The 24,347-nt window shown below is 57.9% G+C and carries 20 protein-coding genes; 14 read left to right on the top strand and 6 right to left on the bottom strand.

What is annotated here, in order from left to right; translation table 11 throughout:
• Positions 1 to 73: 73 nt before the first annotated feature.
• From Poly21_RS14640 to Poly21_RS14630, 3 genes are all read left to right on the top strand, one after another.
• Positions 74 to 2,272, top strand: a complete 2,199-nt coding sequence (locus Poly21_RS14640; RefSeq protein WP_146407700.1) for a hypothetical protein — start codon at positions 74 to 76, stop codon at positions 2,270 to 2,272.
• A 93-nt stretch (positions 2,273 to 2,365) separates the two neighbouring features.
• A complete protein-coding gene (locus tag Poly21_RS14635) occupies positions 2,366 to 2,659 on the top strand; it encodes a hypothetical protein (RefSeq protein ID WP_146407699.1) in 294 nt (97 codons plus the stop codon).
• A gap of 140 nt (positions 2,660 to 2,799) precedes the next feature.
• A complete protein-coding gene (locus Poly21_RS14630; RefSeq protein ID WP_146407698.1) occupies positions 2,800 to 4,245 on the top strand; it encodes a hypothetical protein in 1,446 nt (481 codons plus the stop codon).
• 1 nt (position 4,246) lies between these two features.
• Here Poly21_RS14630 and Poly21_RS27565 read toward each other — a convergent pair whose 3' ends face one another.
• Entirely contained in the window at positions 4,247 to 4,372 is a 126-nt protein-coding gene (locus Poly21_RS27565; protein ID WP_302118953.1) for a hypothetical protein, read from the bottom strand.
• Positions 4,373 to 5,852: 1,480 nt separating this feature from the next.
• Here Poly21_RS27565 and Poly21_RS14625 point away from each other — a divergent pair.
• Positions 5,853 to 6,419, top strand: a complete 567-nt coding sequence (locus tag Poly21_RS14625; RefSeq protein ID WP_146407697.1) for an REP-associated tyrosine transposase — start codon at positions 5,853 to 5,855, stop codon at positions 6,417 to 6,419.
• A gap of 236 nt (positions 6,420 to 6,655) precedes the next feature.
• Here the strand turns inward: Poly21_RS14625 and Poly21_RS14620 are convergent, their stop codons facing one another.
• Complete coding sequence (locus Poly21_RS14620) at positions 6,656 to 6,850, bottom strand: hypothetical protein (protein WP_146407696.1); 195 nt, start codon at positions 6,848 to 6,850, stop codon at positions 6,656 to 6,658.
• 262 nt (positions 6,851 to 7,112) lie between these two features.
• Between Poly21_RS14620 and aspS the strand changes: the two genes are divergently transcribed.
• The 5 genes from aspS to Poly21_RS14595 all read left to right on the top strand — a co-directional run bounded on the left by aspS (position 7,113) and on the right by Poly21_RS14595 (position 12,736).
• Positions 7,113 to 8,891 (top strand): aspartate--tRNA ligase, encoded by a 1,779-nt coding sequence (gene aspS, locus Poly21_RS14615; protein ID WP_146407695.1) that lies wholly within the window; start codon positions 7,113 to 7,115, stop codon positions 8,889 to 8,891.
• A 108-nt stretch (positions 8,892 to 8,999) separates the two neighbouring features.
• A complete protein-coding gene (locus Poly21_RS14610) occupies positions 9,000 to 9,644 on the top strand; it encodes a peptidylprolyl isomerase (RefSeq protein WP_146407694.1) in 645 nt (214 codons plus the stop codon).
• A 7-nt stretch (positions 9,645 to 9,651) separates the two neighbouring features.
• Positions 9,652 to 10,119, top strand: coding sequence for a hypothetical protein (locus tag Poly21_RS14605; RefSeq protein WP_146407693.1), 468 nt, complete (start codon positions 9,652 to 9,654; stop codon positions 10,117 to 10,119).
• Between the two features lie 189 nt (positions 10,120 to 10,308).
• The gene (locus Poly21_RS14600; protein WP_302118950.1) at positions 10,309 to 11,664 is read left to right on the top strand and encodes an acyltransferase family protein; all 1,356 of its coding nucleotides are present in this window, start codon (positions 10,309 to 10,311) and stop codon (positions 11,662 to 11,664) included.
• Between the two features lie 253 nt (positions 11,665 to 11,917).
• The gene (locus Poly21_RS14595) at positions 11,918 to 12,736 is read left to right on the top strand and encodes an OmpA/MotB family protein (protein WP_146407692.1); all 819 of its coding nucleotides are present in this window, start codon (positions 11,918 to 11,920) and stop codon (positions 12,734 to 12,736) included.
• Between the two features lie 123 nt (positions 12,737 to 12,859).
• Here the strand turns inward: Poly21_RS14595 and Poly21_RS14590 are convergent, their stop codons facing one another.
• From Poly21_RS14590 to Poly21_RS14575, 4 genes are read right to left on the bottom strand one after another with little or no spacing between them, the layout of a single operon-like run.
• Entirely contained in the window at positions 12,860 to 15,715 is a 2,856-nt protein-coding gene (locus Poly21_RS14590; RefSeq protein WP_146407691.1) for a serine/threonine-protein kinase, read from the bottom strand.
• Positions 15,702 to 16,358: an ECF-type sigma factor gene (locus Poly21_RS14585; protein WP_146407690.1), complete on the bottom strand. Its 657-nt coding sequence runs from the start codon at positions 16,356 to 16,358 to the stop codon at positions 15,702 to 15,704. The genes Poly21_RS14590 and Poly21_RS14585 overlap by 14 nt, the downstream gene beginning before the upstream one ends.
• Positions 16,358 to 17,386, bottom strand: a complete 1,029-nt coding sequence (gene ygfZ / locus Poly21_RS14580) for a CAF17-like 4Fe-4S cluster assembly/insertion protein YgfZ (RefSeq protein WP_302118947.1) — start codon at positions 17,384 to 17,386, stop codon at positions 16,358 to 16,360. The genes Poly21_RS14585 and ygfZ overlap by 1 nt, the downstream gene beginning before the upstream one ends.
• A 5-nt stretch (positions 17,387 to 17,391) precedes the next feature.
• Positions 17,392 to 18,549, bottom strand: coding sequence for an LOG family protein (locus Poly21_RS14575; RefSeq protein ID WP_146407689.1), 1,158 nt, complete (start codon positions 18,547 to 18,549; stop codon positions 17,392 to 17,394).
• Between the two features lie 333 nt (positions 18,550 to 18,882).
• Between Poly21_RS14575 and Poly21_RS14570 the strand changes: the two genes are divergently transcribed.
• The 5 genes from Poly21_RS14570 (at position 18,883) to Poly21_RS14550 (ending at position 24,132) form a co-directional block, all read left to right on the top strand.
• Positions 18,883 to 19,467 carry a hypothetical protein gene (locus tag Poly21_RS14570; RefSeq protein WP_146407688.1) on the top strand — a complete coding sequence of 195 codons (585 nt, stop codon included), beginning with the start codon at positions 18,883 to 18,885 and terminating at the stop codon, positions 19,465 to 19,467.
• A complete protein-coding gene (locus tag Poly21_RS14565) occupies positions 19,468 to 21,414 on the top strand; it encodes a DEAD/DEAH box helicase (RefSeq protein WP_146407687.1) in 1,947 nt (648 codons plus the stop codon). It begins immediately after the preceding gene.
• Positions 21,415 to 21,631: 217 nt separating this feature from the next.
• Entirely contained in the window at positions 21,632 to 22,693 is a 1,062-nt protein-coding gene (locus tag Poly21_RS14560) for a ThuA domain-containing protein (RefSeq protein ID WP_146407686.1), read from the top strand.
• Between the two features lie 222 nt (positions 22,694 to 22,915).
• Positions 22,916 to 23,275 carry a hypothetical protein gene (locus Poly21_RS14555; protein ID WP_146407685.1) on the top strand — a complete coding sequence of 120 codons (360 nt, stop codon included), beginning with the start codon at positions 22,916 to 22,918 and terminating at the stop codon, positions 23,273 to 23,275.
• A 104-nt stretch (positions 23,276 to 23,379) separates the two neighbouring features.
• A complete protein-coding gene (locus tag Poly21_RS14550) occupies positions 23,380 to 24,132 on the top strand; it encodes a PEP-CTERM sorting domain-containing protein (protein ID WP_146407684.1) in 753 nt (250 codons plus the stop codon).
• The last annotated feature ends 215 nt before the right edge of the window (positions 24,133 to 24,347 follow it).

Below are 24,347 nucleotides of genomic sequence, written 5' to 3'. Positions count from 1 at the left end.
ACGAATCACACGAATCACACGAAAAATCCAGCACTCACTTTCGTGTAGTTCGTGTCTTTCGTGGTCCAAAAAAATGCCCAATCTCAACAACCGCACCGCCTACCCACTCACCCGCGTCGCCACCCCGATCCGCGTCTGGACCCGCGCGACCTGGACTGACGCCTGGACGCTCCGCCCCGACCTGCAATGCACGCAACTCGTTTGGTCGTCCTACCCCGAAATCTCCACCGCCAGCCTGCACTACCGCTACGGCTTCGTCATGCAGCCTGGCCAATCCGCCCCCACAATCCACCCACCGATCACCGCCCGCGGCTACTGGGTACTCGTCGCCATGGACACCGACGACGGCCCACCCGCCGTCTGGCTCGGATACGCCGAGAACCCGATCACCCGCCCCCTCGCCGCCGCCTCCGACACCTCACCGGCCACCGGTGACCAAACCATCCCCTGCTATGGGCTCGAACGCATCTGGGACCACTGCTACGTCGAATCCACTGTCTGCCTCACCGAGGAGGAAACCGACGAAGAACCAAATCGATTCGCCCGCCGAGGCAACGTCGCCGCCGTCTTCAACGGCCCCGATCACACCGGCTATCGGTCCCGCCAATTCGGCACCCTCGACGACGAACGCGACTGGACCGCCGCCGGCTTTGCCCGCCCCACCGACGACGGCCGGCACGTCTGGAATACCGCTGACATCGTTCAACACCTCCTCGGCTTCCACGCCCCCACCGCCTCTCGCATCCTCGCGACCAATCCCGACCCCGCCGTCGAGATCCCCTGGCGGATCACCGGCATCGGCAATCTGCCCGGCTACGACACACCCACCATCGACACCGCCGGCCGCAGCATCGGCGACATCCTCCGCAGCATCATCACGCCCGGCCGCATGCTCGGCCTCACGTTCTCCGCCGCCGCCACGATCCCCGCCCACGGCTCCGACGACTCCCCGCTCATCACCGCCGTCAACATGGCATTCGCCACCCGGCTCACACAGCCCACCACGATCCCCGACATCGGCCCACTACCCTACGATCCCACCGGCGTCACGCTCACCTGCGCCACCGATCCGCTCACCACCGTCGACTACCGCCTGGACGACTCCGACGTCGTCGACCAAATCATCGTCCAAGGCCCCCGCGAGATCTCCGTCTGCACCATCGAACACAGCGAAACCCAGTGGCAGAACGATTGGGATGAAGACGACGCCGACGAGTACGACATCGGTGGTAGTGAAACCGACGGCTGGGACGATCTCACCAATAGCCAACGCCGCGACCTCAACGCCGACAAGCGAGAGAACGCACTCTCGCACCGTCGCACCTACCGCAACCTTCGCCTCGGCGATTCCTTCGACGGCAAAGTCCGCGGGGGCAAATCGATGTTCCCCGACGCGAGCACCGGAGGTAACGCGACCGGCGACGCGCTCCACGTCCCCCACCTCGACAACGTCGAGATCCTCCCCGATCTACCACTCTATGACGGCGTCGACTACATGGGCGCAGCCGACGAAGTCGACGAAACCGAAGGCAGCCGGACACGCCTACCAATCCTCACCTCATTCGAGATCCCCGACAGTGCCGATGCACGCATCCACTCCAGCGTCATGGCGGGCCTCGGCGTCTTCATTACTTCGCAATTTCGCGTGTTCCGGACCGACATCCGACCCAACAACGAACGCGGACCCGGTATCGAAATGAATGTGATCGGTGCCCCGCAATACATGCTGATCGACCCCGCCAACGGCACGCCCAACGCAGCCGACGGCGTCCTCTTGACCGCCTACGATCACACCACCATCGAAACCACCGTCGCGGTACGTGGCGATCGCCGCCCCTTCTGGGCCCAGCCCGCCGAGCTCCCACCGCTCGACGTCATCCGCCGCCGCGTCTACACGTACGAAGACCCACCACTGCAACAGGTATACATCGTCCCCGACACCGTCCTCGCCATCACCGGCCCTGGCATTCGCACACTGGCCGACGGCGGCATGCTCCGCAACCCACTCCCCCGGCTCCGGGCCCTCGCCAACCTCATCGCCACTTACGCCCACGCCCCGCGATACCGCGTCCAGATCCAAACCGCCCGCATCCTCTCCACGCTCCCCGTCGGCGCGAACCTCCGCACCGTCGACGTCATCGGAACCGACGTCCAATCCCCCATCGTCGAGATCCGCATTGACGCCCCCCTCGCCGAAACCATCGACCGCACCGACATCACCCTCACCATCACCGCCGCCTCCCACCGCTTCGACGTCCTCTCACTCTTGTAACGTCCCACCCGGAACACACCACCCACACGAAACACACCAGCACTCACTTTCGTGTCGTTCGTGTTTTTCGTGGTCAACCCCCATCCACCGCCCATGCGTTTCCTCGAAGGCCTCTTCACCGCCGATGTCACCGTCGACGCCGCCGCCTCGGCCGCCACGACCTACGACGCCACGGAAGTCACCATCCGCATCTTCGACCCCAACGACTCCGACGGCAAACACTTCATCGACACGCTCGTCACCGTCACCGCCCTCTGCTCCGTCCCCGGCGATTTCAGCAAAGGCTGCTACGCCGCCATGCTCGAACTCCCCGACGGCACCTTCCGAGTCATCGCCGCCTCCTGCGACCCGATGATCCCCGACTTCTCACCCGCGAGCGAAGAGTAAATCTCATGTGTGGATTCGCCACCTTCAGCTGTTGCGGATGCAACTGCGTTGGCATCTACCTCAATACTGCCTCCAATGGCGAAGGCGGCCTGCAACACTGGCTGCCAACGTCGGAACTCAGCGTCGACCAAGTCTCGAATTTGCCTAGCATCGATTCCGACATCGAACTCGTCTCGAAACACGACGTCTTCTGCAAAGGGCCCATAACGCCGTTCTATGTCGGCTTCGACATCAACGATCTCACCTACACCGGCATCGGCGACGCGGTGATCCGCATCATGGCCCGCGTCGAAACGGTCGACGTCGACGGCTTCCCCGTCATTGGCGACCACTGCTTTTGCGAAATCCGCCAACACCCCGACCTCGACGGCGTGATCAGTGACAACGGACAACCGGCCCTCTGGATCCGCATCGGCGTCTGCATTGACGGCGTCGATACGATCCTCAACTCCGGTACCGCGATCTCCACGGTGGAGGTTTTCGATAACAGCCTCGAACTCAAGTTCGGATCCGGCCTGGCATCGTCCACCGGTCAAATCAAATTCCGCTACGGATCCGACATCCCACTAACCTACATCGCCGGCCTCACCAATTTCCGCGAAGGCGACTACTTCCTCGCCGAGGCCAACATCACCCTCACCGGCGACACGTCGGACCTCGCCGCCAAGAAAGGCAAACTGTACCGCCTCGACAATGCCGCCGACGCTGGCAATCCCGCGAGCTGGATCGAGGCACCACCATCGGAGCTCGACGATCCATACCTGTTCGCCGGCAGTGGCGAACCCTCCGCCGGGACGACGCTCAGCATCGGCACATCGATCTATCAATCCGACGCCGACGCCGCATTCGGAAGTCTCCCCGGCCGCAAAGTCGCGATCCGGGTGACCAACATGTCACCCTCGCAGCACTTCGAACCCGCCCAACTCACGATCAACAACGCCATCTCGACCAAATCGATCGCTTGCCCATTCACCGCCCCATCTTGGCAAGACGCCCCGGTCAAACGCATCACCCCGCTACCCGTCTACACCGGATCCATCACCGGCAGCGTCACGGGCCTGATCTATCCCGGCTGGTCGACGAAGGTCGGAGCCAGCTACCCCACCGTGTACCCCGATATGCTCTACCTGGGCTCCGGGCCCGCCGAGTCAATCACGCCGCCGCTCTCGACCCAAGGCATCATCCGGCAAACGTCGTTCTGCAAATACGGACCCATCGCCGACGGCACCATCTACGGCACTCCCAACTGGCTCTACGCACGGATCACTGCCGAGATCAAAATCACCTGGTCTCAAACGACCGAGCGACGTTTCACCTACACCGTCGCCGCCGACGTCAGCTACCGCGTCGACAACAGCGAAACGTCCTGGACGCTCGCCCAGCTGCTCGCCGGCGACTATGACGACATGACGTTCACCTACCGCGCCGACACCGCCCACGGCGGTCACGCCGAAACCGGCCCCATCACCGTGGAATCCCACCTCGCCCCCGACATCAGCGTCACACTCGATCCCGATCCCACCGGCCCGGCCGAAACCAACCGCGACCGCCTGGACGTGTTCGAGTTGACGATTGCGAGTACGTGAACTAGCGTTGGTGTCCGGAAAAGCCCATGCCTGTTCCGGCGTCGGCCACGAATGGCACGTAGTTATTTCCTAAGTCCTGCCAGGATCTGGCGTTTCGCTTCGTGGCGGTGAACGTGCAAGTAGTCATGATGTTTTCGATGAGGTTGTTTTATCTTCCTCGGCTCAAAGCGGTCCGTGGAAACGATCCTCGCATCGACTCAACAGAAAACATCATCTCCGGATGAGACTCTATCACCTTCTGGTCTACGAAGACCCAGCTTGGCTCGTCGCCTGCCAAGCTGGGTTTTTTCGTGCGCGCATCGAAGCGGCCAGTGATTCTGCCGCCCGTGTAGGGCCGGTTCCACCGGCCGTATGCGCTGGTTGTTCGCATCTCGACGACACGCTCGAGGGCACGGCCGGTAGGAACCGGCCCTACTTTGACGGACACGGTCCTCAATTGCAAAATGTACGCTGCAAATTGACAAGTGATTTTAAGCTGTCAGAGCAATTTTCCATTCGCACTGATCAATTTGAGTTTTGCAATCACCATGGCGATTGGGTATGTGGAGCGACTTGCGGCACGTAGGGCCGGTTCCCACCGGCCGCATGCGATGGTTGTTCGCATCTCGACGACACGCTCGAGGGCACGGCCGGTAGGAACCGGCCCTACTTTGACGGACACGGGCCTCAAATGCGAAATGTACGCTGCAAATCGACGAGTGATTTTAAGCTGTCAGAGCAATTTTCAATTTGCACTGATCAATTTGGATTTTTCAATCACCATGGCGATTGGGTATGTCGAGCGACTTGCGGCACGTAGCACGTAGGGCCGGTTCCACCGGCCGCATGCGCCGGTTGTTCGCATCTCGACAACACAACTGACGGGCATGGCCGGTAGGAACCGGCCCTACTTCGACGGACACGGTCCTCAATTGCAAAATGTACGCTGCAAATTGACGAGTGATTTTATCCTGTTTTCAGAGCAACTCACAATTCGCACTGATCAATTTGAATTTTGCAATCACCATGTCGATTGGGTATGCGGAGCGACTTGCGGCACGTAGGGCCGGTTCCCACCGGCCGCATGCGCCGGTTGTTCATTCTCGGGGGCATGGCCGGTAGGAACCGGCCCTACTTTGACGGACACGGTCCTCAATTGCAAAATGTACGCTGCAAATTGACGGGTGATTTTACGCTGTCAGAGCAATTTTCAATTCGCACTGATCAATTTGAAAGTTGCAATCACCATGGCGATTGGGTATGTGGAGCGACTTGCGGCACGTAGCACGTAGGGCCGGTTCCCACCGGCCGTATGCGATGGTTGTTCGCATCTCGACGACACGCTCGAGGGCACGGCCGGTAGGAACCGGCCCTACTTTGACGGACACGGGCCTCAAATGCGAAATGTACGCTGCAAATTGACAAGTGATTTTATGCTGTCAGAGCAATTTTCAATTCGCACTGATCTATTTGAAAGTTGCAATCACCATGGCGATTGGGTATGTGGAGCGACTTGCGGCACGTAGGGCCGGTTCCCACCGGCCATCCGCGTTGGTTTTCCGTTCTCGGGGGCGCGCCTGAGTTCATGGCCGGTGGGAACCGGCCCTACTTCGACCTAGAATTGAGGAATGCCTAATTGGAGACGTGCTTTGGTTCCGGGGGGGACCTATTTCTTTACGGTCGTCACGGATCGTCGTCGACCGATCTTTGAGTCAGAGGTTGCGCGGGCGATCTTGGGAAATGTGATTCGCGAGTGCCGACATTCTCATCCCTTCGAGGTCCGCGCAATCGTCTTGATGCCCGATCACCTCCATTCGATTTGGTGCATGCGTCCCGGGGACGCCGATTACTCCGGTCGTTGGCAATGGATCAAAACCCAGTTTACCAAGCGTTGGTTGGCATCGGGTGGATCGGAATGTGCGGTGACAGTTGGGCGGAGGATGGATGGTCGACGTGGGGTTTGGCAACCGAAGTTTTGGGAACACGCGATTGAAGAAGAAGCTGATTTCGAAAGCCATTTCAATTACATCCATTACAACCCCGCGAAGCACGGATACGTGCGTTGCCCAGTCGATTGGCCGTGGTCGACGTTCCATCATTGGGTGCAGCAGGGCGTTTATTCTGCGCATTGGGCATGCGGCGACCGCGATCCAAGATTGAATTTCGATCCTATCGAAAAGACAGTCGGCGAGTAGGGCCGGTTCCACCGGCCGTATGCGCTGGTTGTTCGCATCTCGTCGACACGCCTGAGGGGATGGCCGGCAGGAACCGGGCCCTACTCGACTGTTAGGCCGAGTACGGCGACGGCGACGCAAGCGAGCGCTAACCCCGCGAACAAGGCAGAACCGTTATCGCCCCAGACCATCAACCATCCGCCGACGCGATTGGTGCGACGATCAGCTTGCAAGTCGAGCCTCGGACGTCGATCGTGTCACCTGGAATGAAACGTAGCGACAGAGCTGTTTGCTTCGACACCGTTCCAGAGGTGCAGCATCGCCATCGCTAGCGGCCAAACCGCCGCTTCCAAAATCGCACCGCGTGTGACACCGGACGAAATGGATCGTTTGGTCCACTTCACATTGAGGTCCGCATTTGCATCTTCATCCGTGGAGTCCTGTGTAGACATGTGCAAACCCGCGATGGGAGTGGGTTGTTAGACTGCTCCTTTTAACCACGAACGACACGAAGCACACGAAATACAGCGTAGTCTTGCTTTCGTGTCATTCGTGTCATTCGTGTGTTTCGTGGTGAAGTTAGCTGCCCTTGGCTCGCAGGGCGAGCGGATGCTTGGGGCTCGCCGGTGTGGCGCTTGCGGATTTATGGCTAGCGTTTATCTTACGCGTTGATTTTCTGGTTCCAGTTCCCTCTGTTTTTTCGGTTTCCTCGTCGTGCTTCGTACCCATACCTGCGGCCAACTCCGCAAATCCGATGTCGGTTCGCCTGTCACCCTCTGCGGTTGGGTCGAAAGCAAACGCGATCACGGCGGCGCTGTTTTCATCGACTTGCGGGATCGCTACGGCTTAACCCAAGTCGTGATCGGGCCACCCGAAGCTGGCGAGGCCATGATTGACGCCGCCGGCCACGTACCCAACGAATCTGTCGTGCTGATCCGAGGCCAGGTCGCTGATCGGCTCGAAGGAAAAACGAATGCCAAGCTTCCGACGGGTGACATTGAAGTCCGCACGGAGCATTTCGAAGTTCTATCCGTCTCGCAGACGCCGCCCTTCACGCCGGGACAATCGGTGTTGCCGGGCGAAGACCTGCGACTGAAGTATCGCTATCTCGATCTCCGCCGCAAAGAAATGCAGAACGCATTGATCCGCCGTAGCGAGATCATCAAGTGCATGCGGGATTACTTTGCCGAACACGACTTCATCGATGTCGAGACCCCGATCCTGGGACGCAGTACGCCCGAGGGAGCTCGCGACTATCTCGTCCCCAGCCGCGTCCATCCAGGGGATTTTTATGCGTTGCCGCAGTCGCCGCAGTTGTACAAGCAGATCCTGATGGTGGCGGGCTTCGATCGCTACGTGCAGGTCGCCAAATGTTTTCGTGATGAAGATCTGCGGGCCGACCGCCAGCCTGAATTCACACAGCTTGACATTGAAATGTCATTTATCGATGCCAATGATATTATTGAGCTGATTGATGGGTTGGTTGCCAAAACAGCCAAGCAGGTGCTTGGCAAAGACATCACCTTGCCGCTGCCACGGATGACGTACGAAGAAGCGATGCGGCGTTTTGGCAGCGACGCGCCGGATCTGCGGTTTGGGTTGGAAATCGTCGACGTCACCTCCGTGGCGGCGAAGACCGAATTTCGGGTGTTCCGAGGTACGGCGGACGCCGGCAATTTTGTTCGCGGCATTCGTGTTCCCGGCGCAGCCACGTTGTACTCGCGGCGTCAAATCGACGATCTGACCAAGTACGTGCAGCAGGATTTTGGTGCCAAGGGGTTGGCCTGGTTCCGGGTGGAAGACGACCAGACCCTGTGGAGCCCGATCGCCAAAAACTTCACTCCTGAACACCTGGCGGAAATTCGTGAATTGATGGGCGGAGAGCCTGGCGACTTGCTGATGTTCTTGGCCGACTCTTGGGAGGTGACCTGCAAGGGTCTGTCGGGGCTTCGCAAGCGACTTGCGGCGGAACTCAAGCTGTATGCTCCGGGTGAACTCAATTGCAGCTGGGTAACCGAGTTCCCGATGTTCGAGCGAGATGAAGAGAGTGGTCGCTACGTCGCGATGCACCACCCCTTCACTGCACCGCTAGCCGAGGACCTGCCGCATTTAAAGGAGTCGCCTGAAAAATGTCGAGCCCAAGCTTACGATCTTGTGATCAACGGGAGTGAAGCGGGCGGGGGTACGATTCGGATCCACGACAGTGAAATTCAATCGCAAGTTTTCGAATTGCTGGGTATGGACGAGGCGACTGCCCAGGACCGTTTCGGCTTTTTGCTCGATGCACTTCGTTTTGGGGCTCCGCCGCACGGGGGAATCGCCCTGGGAGTCGATCGCTGGGTAATGCTTTTCGCAGGGCTGGACAATATTCGGGAGGTGATCGCGTTCCCGAAAACGCAAAAGGCTGCCGATTTGATGACCCAGGCACCCGGCGAAGTCGATGCCGCCCAGCTCAACGAGCTGCAGCTGCGGACGGTGTCGGTCAAGACCTAGTTGGGTTGGAACCGACCCGGGCGATCTGGTAAATAGGGGGACTGTACGACAGTGCGGTCTCAATTTTTGGGATCGCAGATTTCACCCCTCCCGGAGACATGTCTTAAGATGGTTTACCGTAATTTCACGTTCGTGCTGGTCGCGTTGTTCGCATCCGCATCGTCGTTCTGCTCGGCTCAGGTGCCCTCGAACCCGGCCGTTGCTGTGGATCCGGCTTCCGATGCCACCCAAGCGGAAGTGACCAAAAAGGTCTATTTTGACATCTCGATCGGCGGTAAGCCGGCCGGACGCGTCGTGATCGGATTGTTCGGGAAGGACGTTCCCAAGACGGTCGAAAACTTCCGTGCGTTATGCACCGGCGAAAAGGGTGCAGGAAAGGCAGGCGTGCCGCTGGATTATGAAGGCAGCGCATTTCATCGCGTGATTCCCGGATTCATGTTGCAGGGTGGTGACTTCACCGCTGGCAACGGAACGGGCGGCGAAAGCATCTATGGGCGCACGTTCCCCGACGAAAATTTCAAGTTCAAGCATTCCGTCCCCGGCTTGCTCAGCATGGCAAACGCGGGACCGAACACCAACGGTTCGCAGTTCTTCATCACGACCGTACCCACCCCCCATCTCAATGGTCATCACGTTGTCTTTGGTCGTGTGATTGAAGGCATGGATGTGGTGAAGAAGGTCGAAGCCCAAGGTTCGGACTCCGGCCGGACCCGCAGTTTGATCAAGATCACTGAAGCGGGCGAGCTGAAATAGTCGCCCTATGAAGCCAGCATCGATCAGCGAACTCAAACGCGCGCTGGCCCCGTTGCCGCGTGAGGACTTGCTCGATGCCTGTTTGCGATTGGCGAAGTTCAAGGTCGACAACAAAGCGTTGTTGACCTATTTGTTGCTGCAGTCTGGTGACGAGGCGGGCTATATCGACGAGGTTTGCGCGGAGATCGACGAACAGTTGCCCGCCAACCGGTTGATCCACAAGAAAACGTTGCGAAAAATCATTCGCACCATGGACAAATGCATCCGCTTTTCTGGTGACAAGGAAACCGAGCTCCAAATCCGCATTCACTTTTGCCGACAAGTGATCGACCGTGATCTGCATTGGGGCCGCTGCCGGGTGAGCGAAAATATGTATTTCGGTCAGCTCAAGAAGATCGAAAAAGCTCTCGAGAAATTGCACCCGGATCTGCAATACGATTTTCGCCAGCAAATGCAGGGATTGGATCGAGCGTAGCTGGGGACTGTCATCCCGAGCGAGCACGTCTGTTTCGCTCTGGCTCTCCAGCGAATGCTTGCTGTATTGAATAGGCGAGGCTCTTCAAGACCCGCGTCGTGCCCGGTTGAAACTCCTGCCAAGTTTCGCGACAGCATCTCGGAGTGGCTCGACTAGTTTGCGCGTGTGCCCCCAGCCCTGGCAACGGATATGCCTTCCACAATAACAATTGCTGCGACGCTTTCATCGGTAACAGAGAGAGGAGTGGTCCGCACTCCCCACGGGCATCTGCGGCGAGCGATGCCGGTACCGACGCCGCACTTTGCGGGCATTGATGCGCTGCGTGCGGTGGCGGCAGTGGCAGTGGTGCTCCTGCACGCTTGCGTTCCGTACGCTCGACCCTCGATGGCTGGTTTGAGTTGGAGCGTGCACGACACCACCAGTTCAGCGATCACGGTTCTGTTCTGGGCCATCGAGCTGGTGATCATGCCGATATTTTTGGTGATTGCGGGCTTCTTCGCCGCTCGCAGTATCACAGCGCGGGGAGGTTGGTCGGTAACCATAGACCGGCTACGGCGGTTGGGCCGACCCTTGTTGTTAGCCATGGTTTTCCTGCTGCCGGTTGAATTCTACATCTGGATGCTGGGATGGCTCGCCGACGGCGTGGTCTCCTGGCGCAGCGTCCGCCGAATCAAATTTGAGGCTGGGATCGATCGCAATCTGTGGGGGCTGAGCCATCTCTGGTTTCTACAGTATCTGATGACCTATCTCGTGATTTTGGCAGTGGTATGGCCACGGCTCCGCAGCTGGTCAGGTCGTTCCATCGCTCGCTATGGATTGCCATGCTTGTTTGCTGCCGCGGTAATCTCCTTAGCGATGCGTCCAGAGGTGGTGTGGGGGTTCCAGCACTCGTTTCTACCAGTGCTGTCGAAATGGATTTATAGTGGGGCATTCTTCGCGACTGGAGTGCTGTGGTTTCAACTCGACCCGCAGCTGACTCGCATCGCGGCGGGTGGACAGCGGCTCCTCGGTCCCGGCGCACTGCTGGGCGTGGCGGCTGTGAGCATGGGAATTTGGTGGTTGGATGCCGCCGGCGAGCCGCAGGCGTGGCTGCATGGTGGCTGGGGTGATGCATCGATGACGGAGGGTATCCCAACGCGATTAGGTGGATTTCCAATTGGCGGTGTGTGGATGCGCAGCGGCTTGGCATTTTTAACAGTGACGGCGGCAGCCGTATTGACGTTTGCCTTTATCGGCGTGGCATCGACGCGCATCCGGCCCCTCGGACCGCTGATGTCGTCGTTAGCGGCCGGTTCCTTTCTGATCTACCTGCTACATCACCCCGTTGTCAGCTTGGTGCATATCGCTAGCAAGTTTGGTCTGCCGGGCATTTCGCCGCTGGCGAAAGTCACGCTGGCGACAACACTGGGTGTGGCAGCAGGTTGGTCGGTCAGCTGGCTAGCGGTCCGCCGTCGCTTGGAAACGGAGGAGCGGACTGATGCCACTCGCTCGATCCCATTCCCGCGTGCCGATGAGGCAGGTGAGCAATCGACGAAGGCGGCGTAGTTTGAGACCTTCGTCAGACGAGCGAGATTTCGGGCAACGGCGAGCGAAAATAATGCCTCGGGTAGAGCAACGATCTCACCTTAGGTTCAGATCGCTATTGTAACGAAATCTGAGTTTTGTCTAAAGTCCGTTCGTGTTTGAGTTTCTCCTTCCCAGCCGGCTCGCAGTCATGCGTTTGAATCGTCCGCGCAAAACGATACTTCCAACGATTGATCGGTCACCTCGCGTGCACCGTTCCAAGGAAGTCTTGATTATGTTCGGACTCTCTGCGCTGTCATTTGCCATGCTCGCAGGATGCAGTCAAAACCCCTATCTGGCCACCGGTGGTGGAACATCGGTTTGGCAGGCACCGCCCACAGGGAATCAATTAACGGCTGTGCAATCGCAGGTCGCGGAATTGAATCGGCGTGTTCAGTTACTCGACGACAACAATCGGCAGTTGACGACGCAGTTAGCGCAGAGCGAACAACAAGCTCAGGTGTACCGCGACGAACTGAAACTCGTCCGGAATCAGCTCGCCGATACCGCTCAGCAGTATGAAGCGGCCAGGATCGCAGCAAACAATGCCCAAAGCTCGGCACGGAATTATCAAGCTTCCGCCCAACTTCGCGGTGGCGCCACGATTCGCGCCAACACGAATTTGACGCAGCAGGCCGGTCGTCTTCAACTCGGCAATTTGCAAGTCCAACCCGACGGTGAGGTCATCCGAGTCATCGTGCCCTCGGACCAATTATTCGCTCCGGGCACCGCCCAACTGCAGCCTCAATCCAGTGCGGTTCTCGATCCAGTTGCGGCTCAACTAAGATCGGTCTTCCCACGACAACGTATCGGGATCGAAGGTTATACCGACAATTCACCTATGTATGGCGGTGCCGTCGGCAGCCCCCATCAACTTACTTCTGCGCAGGCCTCTGCTGTGCTCGATTTATTGACCCGTCGAAATGGCATGCCGACCGACCAATTGTTCATTGTCTCGCAAGGGGCAAACAATCCACGAGGTGATAATTCCAGCCCTGCAGGCCGGGCGACCAACCGTCGAATTGAGTTGGTCATCTATCCTGAAACCTTTTGAAGTGACACGCTGAGTAGTCGCGTCTCTCCAAGACACGCTTGTCCCAAACAAGCATCTCCAAGCGTCGCAGACCATAGGAATGCCGTCGCGAGGGCGACTCGCCAGGCGGTTGGTTCCTCAGGGTTAAGTGAACCGCAGAACGCTGTAGGTCTCAAGGGCTTGCTCGAGTTGCCTCAGCGGCTTCGTCGCGTGATGTGTGCACAGTACCAACGGCAGCATGGGAAGCTGGGCGGAGATCAGTCTCGATAGAATCTGTTCGTGCGATTCGTCACTGTCGGGCTGGGGATGGCGGAGCTGCACGATAGCAGCATTGAGCGTCGGGCCGAAGGGACCATAGGGCAGTTCGCCGATCCGCTGTTGGCGAGCGGTGTAGTATGCCGCCGCGCTTTGCGTGGGTTTCCAATTCAGTTTCGCGTCAAGACGTGCAGCAGCGGCGTGGTCATCAGCTTGTTCATAAATATCAATCAACAAGCCGCGGGCAACCATGTCGTCTTCTTTGGCAATCTTTGCCAAGGCTAATAAATCCGCTGCTGCATCGCTTGCGCGGAGGGTATTGTTTCGAAACCACTCTGCACGAGCCCATTCGGATTTCACAAACAAGGAAGTGGGATGCAAGTTGACGGCTCGCCGCATGAAATCCAATGCCTGAGTATGTTGGGAGCTGATCATGCTCAACCAGGCGGCTTGTTGGTAGACCTGCCACTGGTTTAGCTCTTTGCGAGTAAGTGCAGCGAGGATGTATGCAGCGCGGTCAAAATCAGCGAGGACTTGATAGTCCAACATGGCTTGGGCTAACAGTGCATCAAGATTATCCGGTGCCAACGCCAGCGCCCGCTCGGTTGCCTTTTGGCTTCGAGCGATCAGTTCGGAGGCGCGCTGATCATTGACGCGAGCGGCGAGGCTAATCGCGGTCAAGGCAACGCCGCCCTGCCCATCCGGATAGGTATCATCTACCGAGACGGCATGTTCAAAGCATGCCAATGCCGTCTCCATCGCTTTCACCGTGTCGGGATTCGACTGCGTGCGGCCCTTGATCAAACAGGTAAATGCATCAGGATCCGCGGGATTGGAGCGTTCATCGCGGAGTGCCAATTCAAATCCGACCTCTTCTGCGATTTTCTGGGCGAGGCCGGCTTGCTCGATCAGGTTGTCCCCAGCAGCAGCCGAAACGACAAAGCCGTTAATTAATTTTCCGGTCGTCCCCGAAACAATCTCGACGTTCACTGCGAGTTTCTCGGACTCATCGGTTTCTCCCCACTCCGGCGCTAGTGGAGTTGTGGTGAAGGTCCCTGAAATCAACGCGTCGACCTCGAGCCGTTTCGCCACTTCGCGAAATTCCTGCGGTTCCGCTGCTGTTATCGAGTCGTACTTAGGAACCGTGATACCTTTGAGACGCGAGAGTTCATTGGCGAGCATACCGGAGAGGAGATCGGCTTGATCCAGTTGGCGATCGACCAGTTGGCGGTTCTCGTCGGTGCCCTCATGCGCACCGCCGGGCTGAAAACGCAGCACGGCGATCGAGCGAATTGATCGTAGCTCGTCGCCGTGGAGTGGCGGCAAGAAGGTGGCACCGATCGCGCCTCCAGCAACGGCACCGCCGACCATTTCAATCAGTCGCCGCCGGCTGATCACGACAGAATCGCTCTTCGTGGAGCCGGAAGTACCGGTGGGGGACACACCCGCTTGCAAAGTCGCCAGCACATCGGCGGCGACCGGCCGAGATGCCGGCTCCTTGGCCAGCATCGCCAGGATAAGATCGGACAGGGCCGGATCGTCACGCAGAGCCAACGAATCGACGGACGGTTGTTTTTCCAACACAGCTGCAAACCGCTGTGTCGCCGTTTCACCGGAGAATGCAGGTTGAAAACACATGGCTTCGTACAACACGCAGCCAAGGGAAAAAATGTCTGCTGCAGGCGTGATCACGCCACCGCGTGCCTGTTCGGGCGCCATGTATCCCGGCGTCCCTAGAATCATTCCGAAGCGAGTCGACGAATCGCCGTCGGACAACAACTCAGCCAGATCGACGCTCGACTCGCTCGACTGCTCCGTTTCGTTCTCAAATCGGCTCGAACCGACCCGGGAGAGTCCAAAATCAAATAGTTTTAAACTGGAATCGCTCTCGCTAACGCTTCGCTTGTCCCTATCACCAGCTCGTTGCGAGCGAGGTCGGTCCATCACCATCACGTTTTCCGGCTTGATATCTCGGTGGATCACGCCTTGGCCGTGGGCAGTTACCAGCGCATCGGCTAACTGAATCCCCCAATTACGGACTTGCTCGGTCGAGATAGGATCGTCCGCAATTCGCTCGGTGCGGATCCGCTGGAGCAGTGTTTCCCCGCGGAGGTGCTCCATCACAACATATGGCATCCCGTCGAACACCCCAATATCGAATAATTCGACGATATGCGGGTGCGTTAGCCCGGCAACTGCTTTGGCCTCGCGTTGAAACCGTTCGATCAAGGACTGTGACTGACGGCCGTGGACCGACAACATTTTGATTGCAACGCTGCGTTCCAACCGGGTGTCCGTGGCCCGATAGACGATCCCCATCCCACCGCGACCGAGTACGCTCGTGATGATGTAGGGTCCAATCCGATCACCCATCGTCGGCAGAGGGATGGTTTCCTTTGTGGAATCTGGAACTCTGTCGAGCACATGTGTGAGGGCCGCATGGGTCGGCTCATCGCCGGCGACGAGGGGCACGGTGCTTTGGTGGGATCTCACCTGCCGTGATTGACTGCGCCGCACTTTGGCTTCTTGCTCCCGCTGCACCTCTTGCGTAATCGCATCGAGCTCGCGGCGTAGCAGCACGGTGTGATCACCGCCGTAATTCTCAACGAGGATATCGATTTCGTCGGTGACCTGCTGGCAACCATGACCCCCGTGCAGTGACTCCCGCAGCCGAGATTCAAACTCGAGACAAATCGCATCGAGCCGCGCCAGTTCACGGGCGGGTAAATCACTAAGTTCCATCATTGTCCTCGGCGGATTGACGCTGTTCGGACCACGTCTTGCGAATCAACTGAAGGCGTCTCTCGACAGCCCGTTTGCTGATTTCCAAGCGTTCTGCGATTTCGTCGACGAGATATCCATCCATTCGCATTACGGCAATTTCTCGGAGTTGAGCATCAGGCAGGTCATCGAGCAATTGCTCACAGGCTTCGGCCAACTCCGCCCGTACATCGGGACGCATGGCATCCTCGCCACCACCATGGACGCCCATTTGTTCCAAACCACCGGCAGCCAGTTCACCCTTGGCGTCAAGGAAAACGGACTCACCGCGCACATTGCCACCACCGCGTTTTTGGCGGGTTTGACGACGTAAATGCGCGTGCACCTTGCGGCTGGTCAATGTAATCAGCAATCCCCACAAGTTGTCGGGACCCGCTAGGTCCGGAAATTGATCGCGTCGCACGCCGGCGATGAAACTATGGAACGCCGACAAGGCAATATCCTCTTCGTCACTGGTGCGTCGCAGGTTTTTAGGGAGTCTTGCGCCAGCCAAACGCACGAGCGGATGGAAATAGCGTTCCCACAAAATGGTTGTCGCCTGCTCGTCTCCGCCGCGAACGTCGTCTAGTAAACCCGCGAACTCTTCGAGTGATAGTTCCGTGGACATTATGTTCTCTCGACTCTCGCAACGAACGTCTTGTCAGCGACCGCGCCACTCGCTTCGCTCCCCACCTCGAAATGGCTGCGACGGGCAAACCCCAATGCTAGCACACGGCCTCCCCGTGCCCCCTCGCGTGTCTCTACATGATCGCTCGTGCCGCCCCAGGGCAGCTCGCGGGCCACACTGGTTAGCCGCCCCACAGCTTTCTCGCCGCCGGCAAACAGCTTCGTATCGACCGCTGGCAGCGGTTCGCCGGTCAAATCCTCGCTGGACCACAGCACCAACTTTTTTTGAACTTGACCGAGCGCATCCAAGCGAGCGATCGTTTCTTGACCAAGATAACAACCCTTGGTGAAGGAGATGGTTTCGGTTTCGCGGTTGACTTCCTGAGGCAAATGCGAGTCATTGAAATCGGTTCCGTACCAGGGATACCCAGCCGTCACTCGCAAATCATGAAACACTTCCATTGCCTGGTCACGCTCGATTTGCGGGTCCTTTTCAGCCTTGTCCACGATCGCGTTTAGGAGCAATTTGCCAGCGATGTCTGCCCCTGACAGGCTCGTCGTCGTGGGCGCCAAGAGCAATAGTCCGCGTCTGCCCTGGGGCGTATCGACCCACGGAACACGATAGGTTGGCAGGCTCCCGGCCTGATCACCCAAGTCTTGAAACCCGAGTTCCTCGCCGGCCAGACTGCCGACGACCAAGTACGCGTGGACGTTGTCATCGACAATCTGCGGCTCAGCTTCTTCGCGGATGGTGTAACGATCCATTTGGGCAGCGATGGCCTCGGACTGGCCGGGCGCTCCGATCAAACGGTATCCCTGCTCGGACCGAAACGCCATAACATGCCCGATGCATTTCCCTTTCACATTGGTGACAAAGGTTTCGACCCCGGGCCCGCCAATTTCCAGCGATTTAATCTCGTTGGTCGTCAAATTATGCAGGATCGCCGCGGCGTCTTTGCCCACGAGATCGAGCACACTCAGCGATGGCAATCGTAACAACAGAGGGGTGTTGGTGGAGTTGATGCTCATAGCGATTAGCGAGAAGAAGTTGGCAGAGTACTGGTTTCGGGCCGCCCATTGATGTCATCGATAAGCATCCTCAGCCGCCCGAGCGCTCGGCGATTGAAGCGGAAGACCAACCGAGGATAGGCGGCGAGCTCTTTCTCGCCGGACTCCTCGGGCAGGGGTCCACGCAGTTCAAACTTCCCTGAGACAAGAATGTCAGCGAATTCAATTTGCAGGTGCTCCATATGCTCATCACTCAAGGAGGTTCGCAAGCGGAGCACCAATTCATCGCGGACATACCGCATCGAGTGATAGACATTGTAGAACGTCAGCAATTCATTGACCGCTTCGTCGACCGAGTTGGTCACTTTGTACAGCGCTCGATCCTCTGGGCTGATCATCCCGTTGCCCAACAGCTGCTTTTCAAAAAACTTCCCAACGTCACTCCAGTAACTGCCTTCGGGATGATCCAACAACACCAGTGGGATCATTGTTTGTTTGCCGGTTTGGATGAGCGTCAGTGTTTCACAGGCTTCATCGAGTGTCCCGAAGCCGCCGGGCAAGCAAACCACACCGCTGCATTCTTTGACGAACATCAATTTGCGAGTGAAAAAGTACTTCATCGTCACGAGTTTTGGGTCGTTGTCGATGTACTGGTTGGCTCCCTGTTCGAACGGCAACATGATATTCAGCCCCATCGAGGCATCGCGTCCGGCACCTTTGAGCCCAGCTTCCATGATACCGCCACCGGCACCTGTGATGATCATCCAACCGTGTGCGGCCATCCGGCGGCCGAGATCAACGGCAGCTTGATAGCCGGGGTGATCAGGCGCGGTGCGGGCGGAGCCAAATACCGTGACTTTCCGCCGCCGCCGATAGGGACGAAACACTTGGAAGGCATAACGCAGCTCACGGAGGGTGCGCGAGAGAATTTTGATGTCGCCGCGAGCCGTTTCGTCTTTCTCAAGCCGATTGATCGTGTTCCGCATGAGCTTGAACAAGTCTTGCGAATCGATCCCCGAGATCGGCTCGTCCGCCGGTTGGGGGCGGTTGAGCTCGTCCTCGCCAATCGCCTCACTCGGCAAGCGATCAATCTCCTCCTGGGTCTCCTCTTCCGCAGAGAGACCACTCTTTTTGTCCGGCCTGGATCCGCCGTGGGAGGGAGATGGGTCTGGCAAGCGATTCATGGGCATTCCTTTTCAAATTCGTCTGCATATTCAGTTGTCCCCAGGGGATTCTACCGGGATTGCCGCACTAACTACAGACGCACGCGCGGACTTTCACGTTCAGGTCAAAAGTAGTGGATACGCAGCCCAGCGGAGAATGACCCGACAAAAACCCCGATTTTCCCAACTTTCACTGGACTTCTCCAAACTTCAATCCGAGGCTCAAGTTCGACTGAAATTGGTGCCGATGGAGCATAGCAGTGCCAATGAGGAGGGAAATCTCAGCGGTGCTACCGAGCAGCGAGGAGGGAACCTCGCTGACGCACCCTCACCCCACGGGAATGATAACCAGGTATGGGATCAAGCAAGGACGCTGCGGCGGCCACCACGATTGGCTTTTTTACGACCGTGCAGTCCGAACGCGCAGGCTGGACAGGGGGTCTGCTCGTACTCAACGGGTCCGGCCGACCGTTGGAATTTCAATGCACCTTACCTATTCGCCCCTCCCGGGCCCACGAAATCCTGTTCGGAACGACACTTCGCCAACATCTGATCAGTGAGGTCATCGGCCCCACCCTGCTACAGAAGTGCCGTACACCGATATCGTTGTTGTGCTGCACCCAAGCCGAGGCCATCTCGCTGCAGGAACATCTGCCCGAACGAACAGATCCGGCGCGCGGGACGAGCGATCCGTCGACGATCGTCGCGATCGTGCAAGATGACGACAACGAGGCGCCTGATCGTACCCTGCGGCAGGGACTATCGGGTCATGATCGAATCACGCTCGGAAATGCCACCCTGTGGGTCGCCGCCGAACTCGTCGAAGCCGCAGAGTGCATCGCCGCGGGCCTCACCGACATTGTCGATACTTGGGAGCCCTTTGAACGGATCACCGAAGCGATCCGGGAAGCTCAGAGCCAGATGGCGAGGGCTGCCTGAATGTGGTTTTCGACGACGAAATCGGCTGCCGCTCGCACCCCCCCCAGCCAAACCGAATCAGGTTTAACAGCGGGGGTCAGGGCCGAATCCTCCGTGGCGCACACCTCAGTAGCACGCCCCACGCTGACGTGCGAGATCGACACAACGCTCAGCTGGTGCCAAACCCGCGATCGCCCGTTGATAGGAAACGATTCGTCAGACCAGTCCGAATTGTTTCATGCCGGTGGGTTTGCTGTCCAGACTCAGACGCTCATCTGCCCTCCGCTGCAGACGACACGCGTACCGATCAAACTGCCGCCTCTACGAGCCAAGGCCAACGGGTTTCTCTTTCCCGAAGCTGCGTCATGGATCCCAGCCACTCCGCCAGCAGAAAAGGCGGCGATTGCGGGACGGGTTGGAGCGAGCGACCAAGTCGTCGATCGAGACGTGAAGTCGCGCAAACGTAAACCGGGAAAACACACACGGATTAAGCCGCCTAACGACATCGTCAAACTCCAAGACCGCCTGTATTACCTCCTCCAGCCACCACTGGATCTGCTCGTCGGTAGTGGTCAGCTGAACTTCCCATTTGAACCGTTTCCCTATCAACTCGATGGGATTGCGTTCTTGTTTCCGCGGTACGCCTGTGTGCTCGCCGACGAAATGGGGCTTGGGAAAACCATGCAGGCGATCAGTACCATGCGGATGTTGCTGTGCAGTGGTGAGATGCGCAATATCTTACTGATTTGCCCCAAACCCCTGGTCAGCAATTGGTTGCGCGAGTTCGGTGTGTGGGCGCCCGAAATCCCGGTGATGGCCATTGAGGGCAACGCCGCAAAACGCGAATTTCAGTGGCGTGCGACCAACGCCCCTGTCAAGATCGCCAACTACGAACTCTTGATGCGAGATAAAGATATCGTGCTCGAGGGCGGACTGCACTTCGATCTCGTGGTGCTTGACGAGGCTCAGAGGATCAAGAATAGCAACAATACGACCAGCGAAATTGTCCGAGCGATTCCTCGTACTCGCTCGTGGGCACTGACTGGCACGCCCGTTGAAAACTCTCCCGATGATCTCGTCGGTATCTTCGACTTCCTCTCGCCGGGATATCTATCCGTCGGGATGCCGTTGCCGCAGATGGCCAGAGCCGCCAGCGACTATATCCTTCGTCGTACCAAGGATATGGTGCTCGACGACATGCCACCGAAACTGTTTCGCGATGCGGACATTGACCTCACGCCCGAGCAATGGTCACGCTATGAAGCTGCCGAGTCCGATGGCATCATTCATTTGGAAGAACTCGAGGAGTCTCTGACGATCCAGCACGTTTTCGAACTCGTCCTGCGGCTCAAACAGATTTGCAACTTTGACCCCGTCACCGGCGCGAGTGCGAAACTGCAACGACTCGAAGCCGATATGGAGGAAGTTGCCGCCAGCGGACATAAGGCGATTTTATTCAGCCAGTGGACCAAGACGATCGAGAAGATGAGACCAGCGATGGAACGCTTTGGTGCTCTGGAGTATCACGGCAAAATCCCGCACAAGAAACGCGAGACAGTGATCGATCAGTTCAAAAACGATCCCAACGCTCGCATCATCTTGATGAGCTACGGGGCCGGCAGCGTGGGATTGAACTTGCAGTTCTGTCGCTATGTGTTCCTGTTCGACCGCTGGTGGAACCCCGCGATTGAAGACCAAGCCATCAATCGGGCCCACCGCATCGGTGCCGCTGGCAGCGTCACCGTCACGCGGATGATGGCCGCGGGCACGATCGAGCAGCGCATCGCCGCCGTGCTCGATCAAAAACGTGAGATGTTTGACGCCCTGTTCGCCACCCAGCACGGTGATGACGAACGCATCACTGCGCCCGCCAGCAACAGCCCGCTGGCGAGAACCGGTGGCCTCAGCCGAGACGAAATCTTCGGCCTCTTCGACCTCCGTGCTCCCGGCGGCAAGAAAGTCGCGTAGGCAGGGCCAGGCGACAGGGTTCTGGCAGCCTTCTCATCGCCCCGAAAGCGTGCGGAGAACTTGCCCGCAGAGCGACGTACCTTCCCCGTTCAATCCGAAGGGCCCGGCTAATTCGGAGGCCCCATTCAATCCGGAGCGACTACCATGGCAGCGGCAAGATCTACTATAAATTGATGGCGTTATCCAATCGAATCTTCCCCACGCAAAAAGTACCCTCATGAGAGTTGCCCTACTCACTGTCGCTCTGTGTTTCGCATTTGCCGGCACCGTCCACGCTGACTCAGCTGACTACAAACCACTCGTCTATCAAGGCACTGAAGGTATTGGGCAGGGCAAGCACATCGTGTTTCTCGCGGGCGATCATGAATATCGCTCCGAAGAATCTCTGCCCGCGCTCGCCCGCATCCTAGCCAAACGCTATGGATTCAAATGCACCGTGCTGTTCGACATTGATCCCGATACTGGCGAAATCGTAGCTGGAACACCCGCGAACATACCGGGCATGGAGGCCCTCGACACCGCCGATCTGGCTGTCGTGTTCCTCCGCTTTCAAAATCTTCCTGCTGCGCAAATGCAGCACTTCGAGGACTATCTTCAACGCGGTGGCCCCGTCGTCGGACTGCGAACGTCCACCCACGGTTTTCGTATTCCTGCGGACGGTGAGTTCGCTAAATACTCATTTGACTCCAAAGTCGAAGGCTACGAGCTCGGTTTTGGGCACCAAGTCCTGGGGCAAACCTGGGTCGGACATTACGGAAAAAATCACGTGCAAAGTACCCGCATCGACGTCATCGAGGCGATGAAAGACCATCCCATCCTACGAGGTGTTGAGGACGTGTGGGTGCAAGCAGGTGGCTATGTCGGCGAACCCACCGATGGCGAAATCCTGACGATGGCGCAGCCGCTCGACGGCATGACTGCCGATTCGCCAGCGTCAGAGACTCAGCCGCCGATGCCGTCGGAATGGACCCGGACCTATCAGGGCGAATCCGGACAAGAAGGACGTGTGTTCACCTCGCTCTACGGCACCCCGGAGGACCTGACCAATGACGGATACCGACGGCTGATCCTCAATGGCATCCTCTGGGCCGTCGGACTCGAAGACGACATCACAGCTGATCTGAACATCGAACTGGTCGGCCCCTTTCAGCCAAACACGTTCGGCAACCAAACGCACGCTCGTGGCATCCGTCCCCAAGATTATGCGGGTTTTGAGAGTCCGATCCCCGCTCATAACAACAGCGGGAAGGCTGAGAAAAAGAAATCGAGGAAAAAATAAACAGGGAAGCGTGTACATCTATCTTGGCGAGCCGTTCAGGGGTGGTTGGGACCACTCCCCCAACCCTGCTAAGCTGGAAGGGTAGACAATCGATCCCACAGCTAGGTTAAGGTGGTGATTTCGCGCCTGAGTTTCCATCCGGCCCCTCAATTCGAGGGGCGGCTGGAGAGTTTTGGCATCAATTCATCGTCTGCGTTCGTTTGTTTCAGCCATTTCGCCGCCATGCGTCCCCTTTTTTTCCTCGTCGCGATTGCGATCCTCGCCTTGGGCCATTGCGCCGAGGCGGGCATCATCATCAATGCTTTGGCGATGATCGGAAACGCGCAGAGCGATGACGACACGCTATTGGCGTTCGCCAGTGCGGCGGAAGGCCCCGTGGATGCTCCGATCCAGGTCGAGCCGAGCGAGACCAACTCGCTCCAAGGACTGGCAGGGAACACCAATTCCTCGGTCGCCCCTGAGGCAACACTCTTGTATACCGTCACACCGCCAGCCCACCCGCGTTTGCAGTGGCGAGTGGAACTGGCCAATGCCACGCTACCACCGTCGCCTGATTTAGACGGTCACCTGAAGCCTTCGTAGGGCTGAATCGTCAACTCGATTCAGTTTATCGGGATGGTTTCCGCGATCGGAAACCAAGATTCATCCCCCCTACATTTGAAGACTTTTAGGAAGATTTTTTAGATATGAAGACATTTTTTAATGTTAACGGCGCAGCCGTTTTATTAGCAGGTTTGTGCGTTTTGCTGTCTGCTGGCGTGGGTAATGCTGGAGTGCTTAATCCCAAGTTTGACGACTTTGGATCGTTGCCTGCTGCCACCTTTGGTGGCAGTGGAATTCCCAATAACGCCGTTGCGATCACGACGATTTCGAACAGTGGGAAGACGATAACCTTGGGGCTGACTGCAACTCAGCGTTACAGCAATCCGCCCGTTACCAATAATGGAGCAGGTGTTTTTTCAGCTGAATTGGGAGAAGATTCAAGTAATGCAGGATACGCCCGGTGGAACTTCAACTATTACATCAACGTCACCCCTGGGGCTGCAGGTGACTACCGGTATCGATTGTTCTACGATATGGATCCGGGGGTTGGCACTAGTGACGACGAACTCGGAGTTATTAATATTCCCAGTCTTTCGGCACTTCAGTACCAGAACTCGTTGAATCTAGGGTTTGGATATCTGAGTACTGGAACCGGTATCTTTGGGGTATCTGAACCTACTTACAACTCCTTTAACCCAAACGCTAGTGGCCAGTACACGTTCTCCCTGGTTGCCTACGAAAAGGTTGGCGGATTTGGGTATGGCGAGGAACTGGGACGCTCGACAATCATCGTCAACACAGTTCCCGAGCCCGCAACTCTAGCGATGTTCTCGCTGCTGGCGATTGGTGCTGCGGGTGCCTATCGTCGTCGTAAGAGCCGCGTTGCGGTTTGCTAAGGTCGGAATGGACAACCGCTGATCGCTCCACGATCAGAACATTGGTTTGCGGAGGACACCCGCGAAACCACGCCGCAGGCATCACACAGCCGAAGTCCCGCTAAGGGACGGCGCGTTCCCTGGCTTTTGCCAGGGAACGCCGCTCATGCCGAGACTCCGGTGCAGGTCCGGCAAGCTCACCGGGGTCCACGGGATGCGGTCCAGGGTGCGGGCAA

Origin of the sequence: Allorhodopirellula heiligendammensis (assembly GCF_007860105.1) — a bacterium.
In the GTDB taxonomy this organism is placed as follows: domain Bacteria; phylum Planctomycetota; class Planctomycetia; order Pirellulales; family Pirellulaceae; genus Rhodopirellula; species Rhodopirellula heiligendammensis.
Note: the sequence above shows the minus strand (reverse complement) of the source record. Positions and strands in the feature narration are given on the sequence as shown.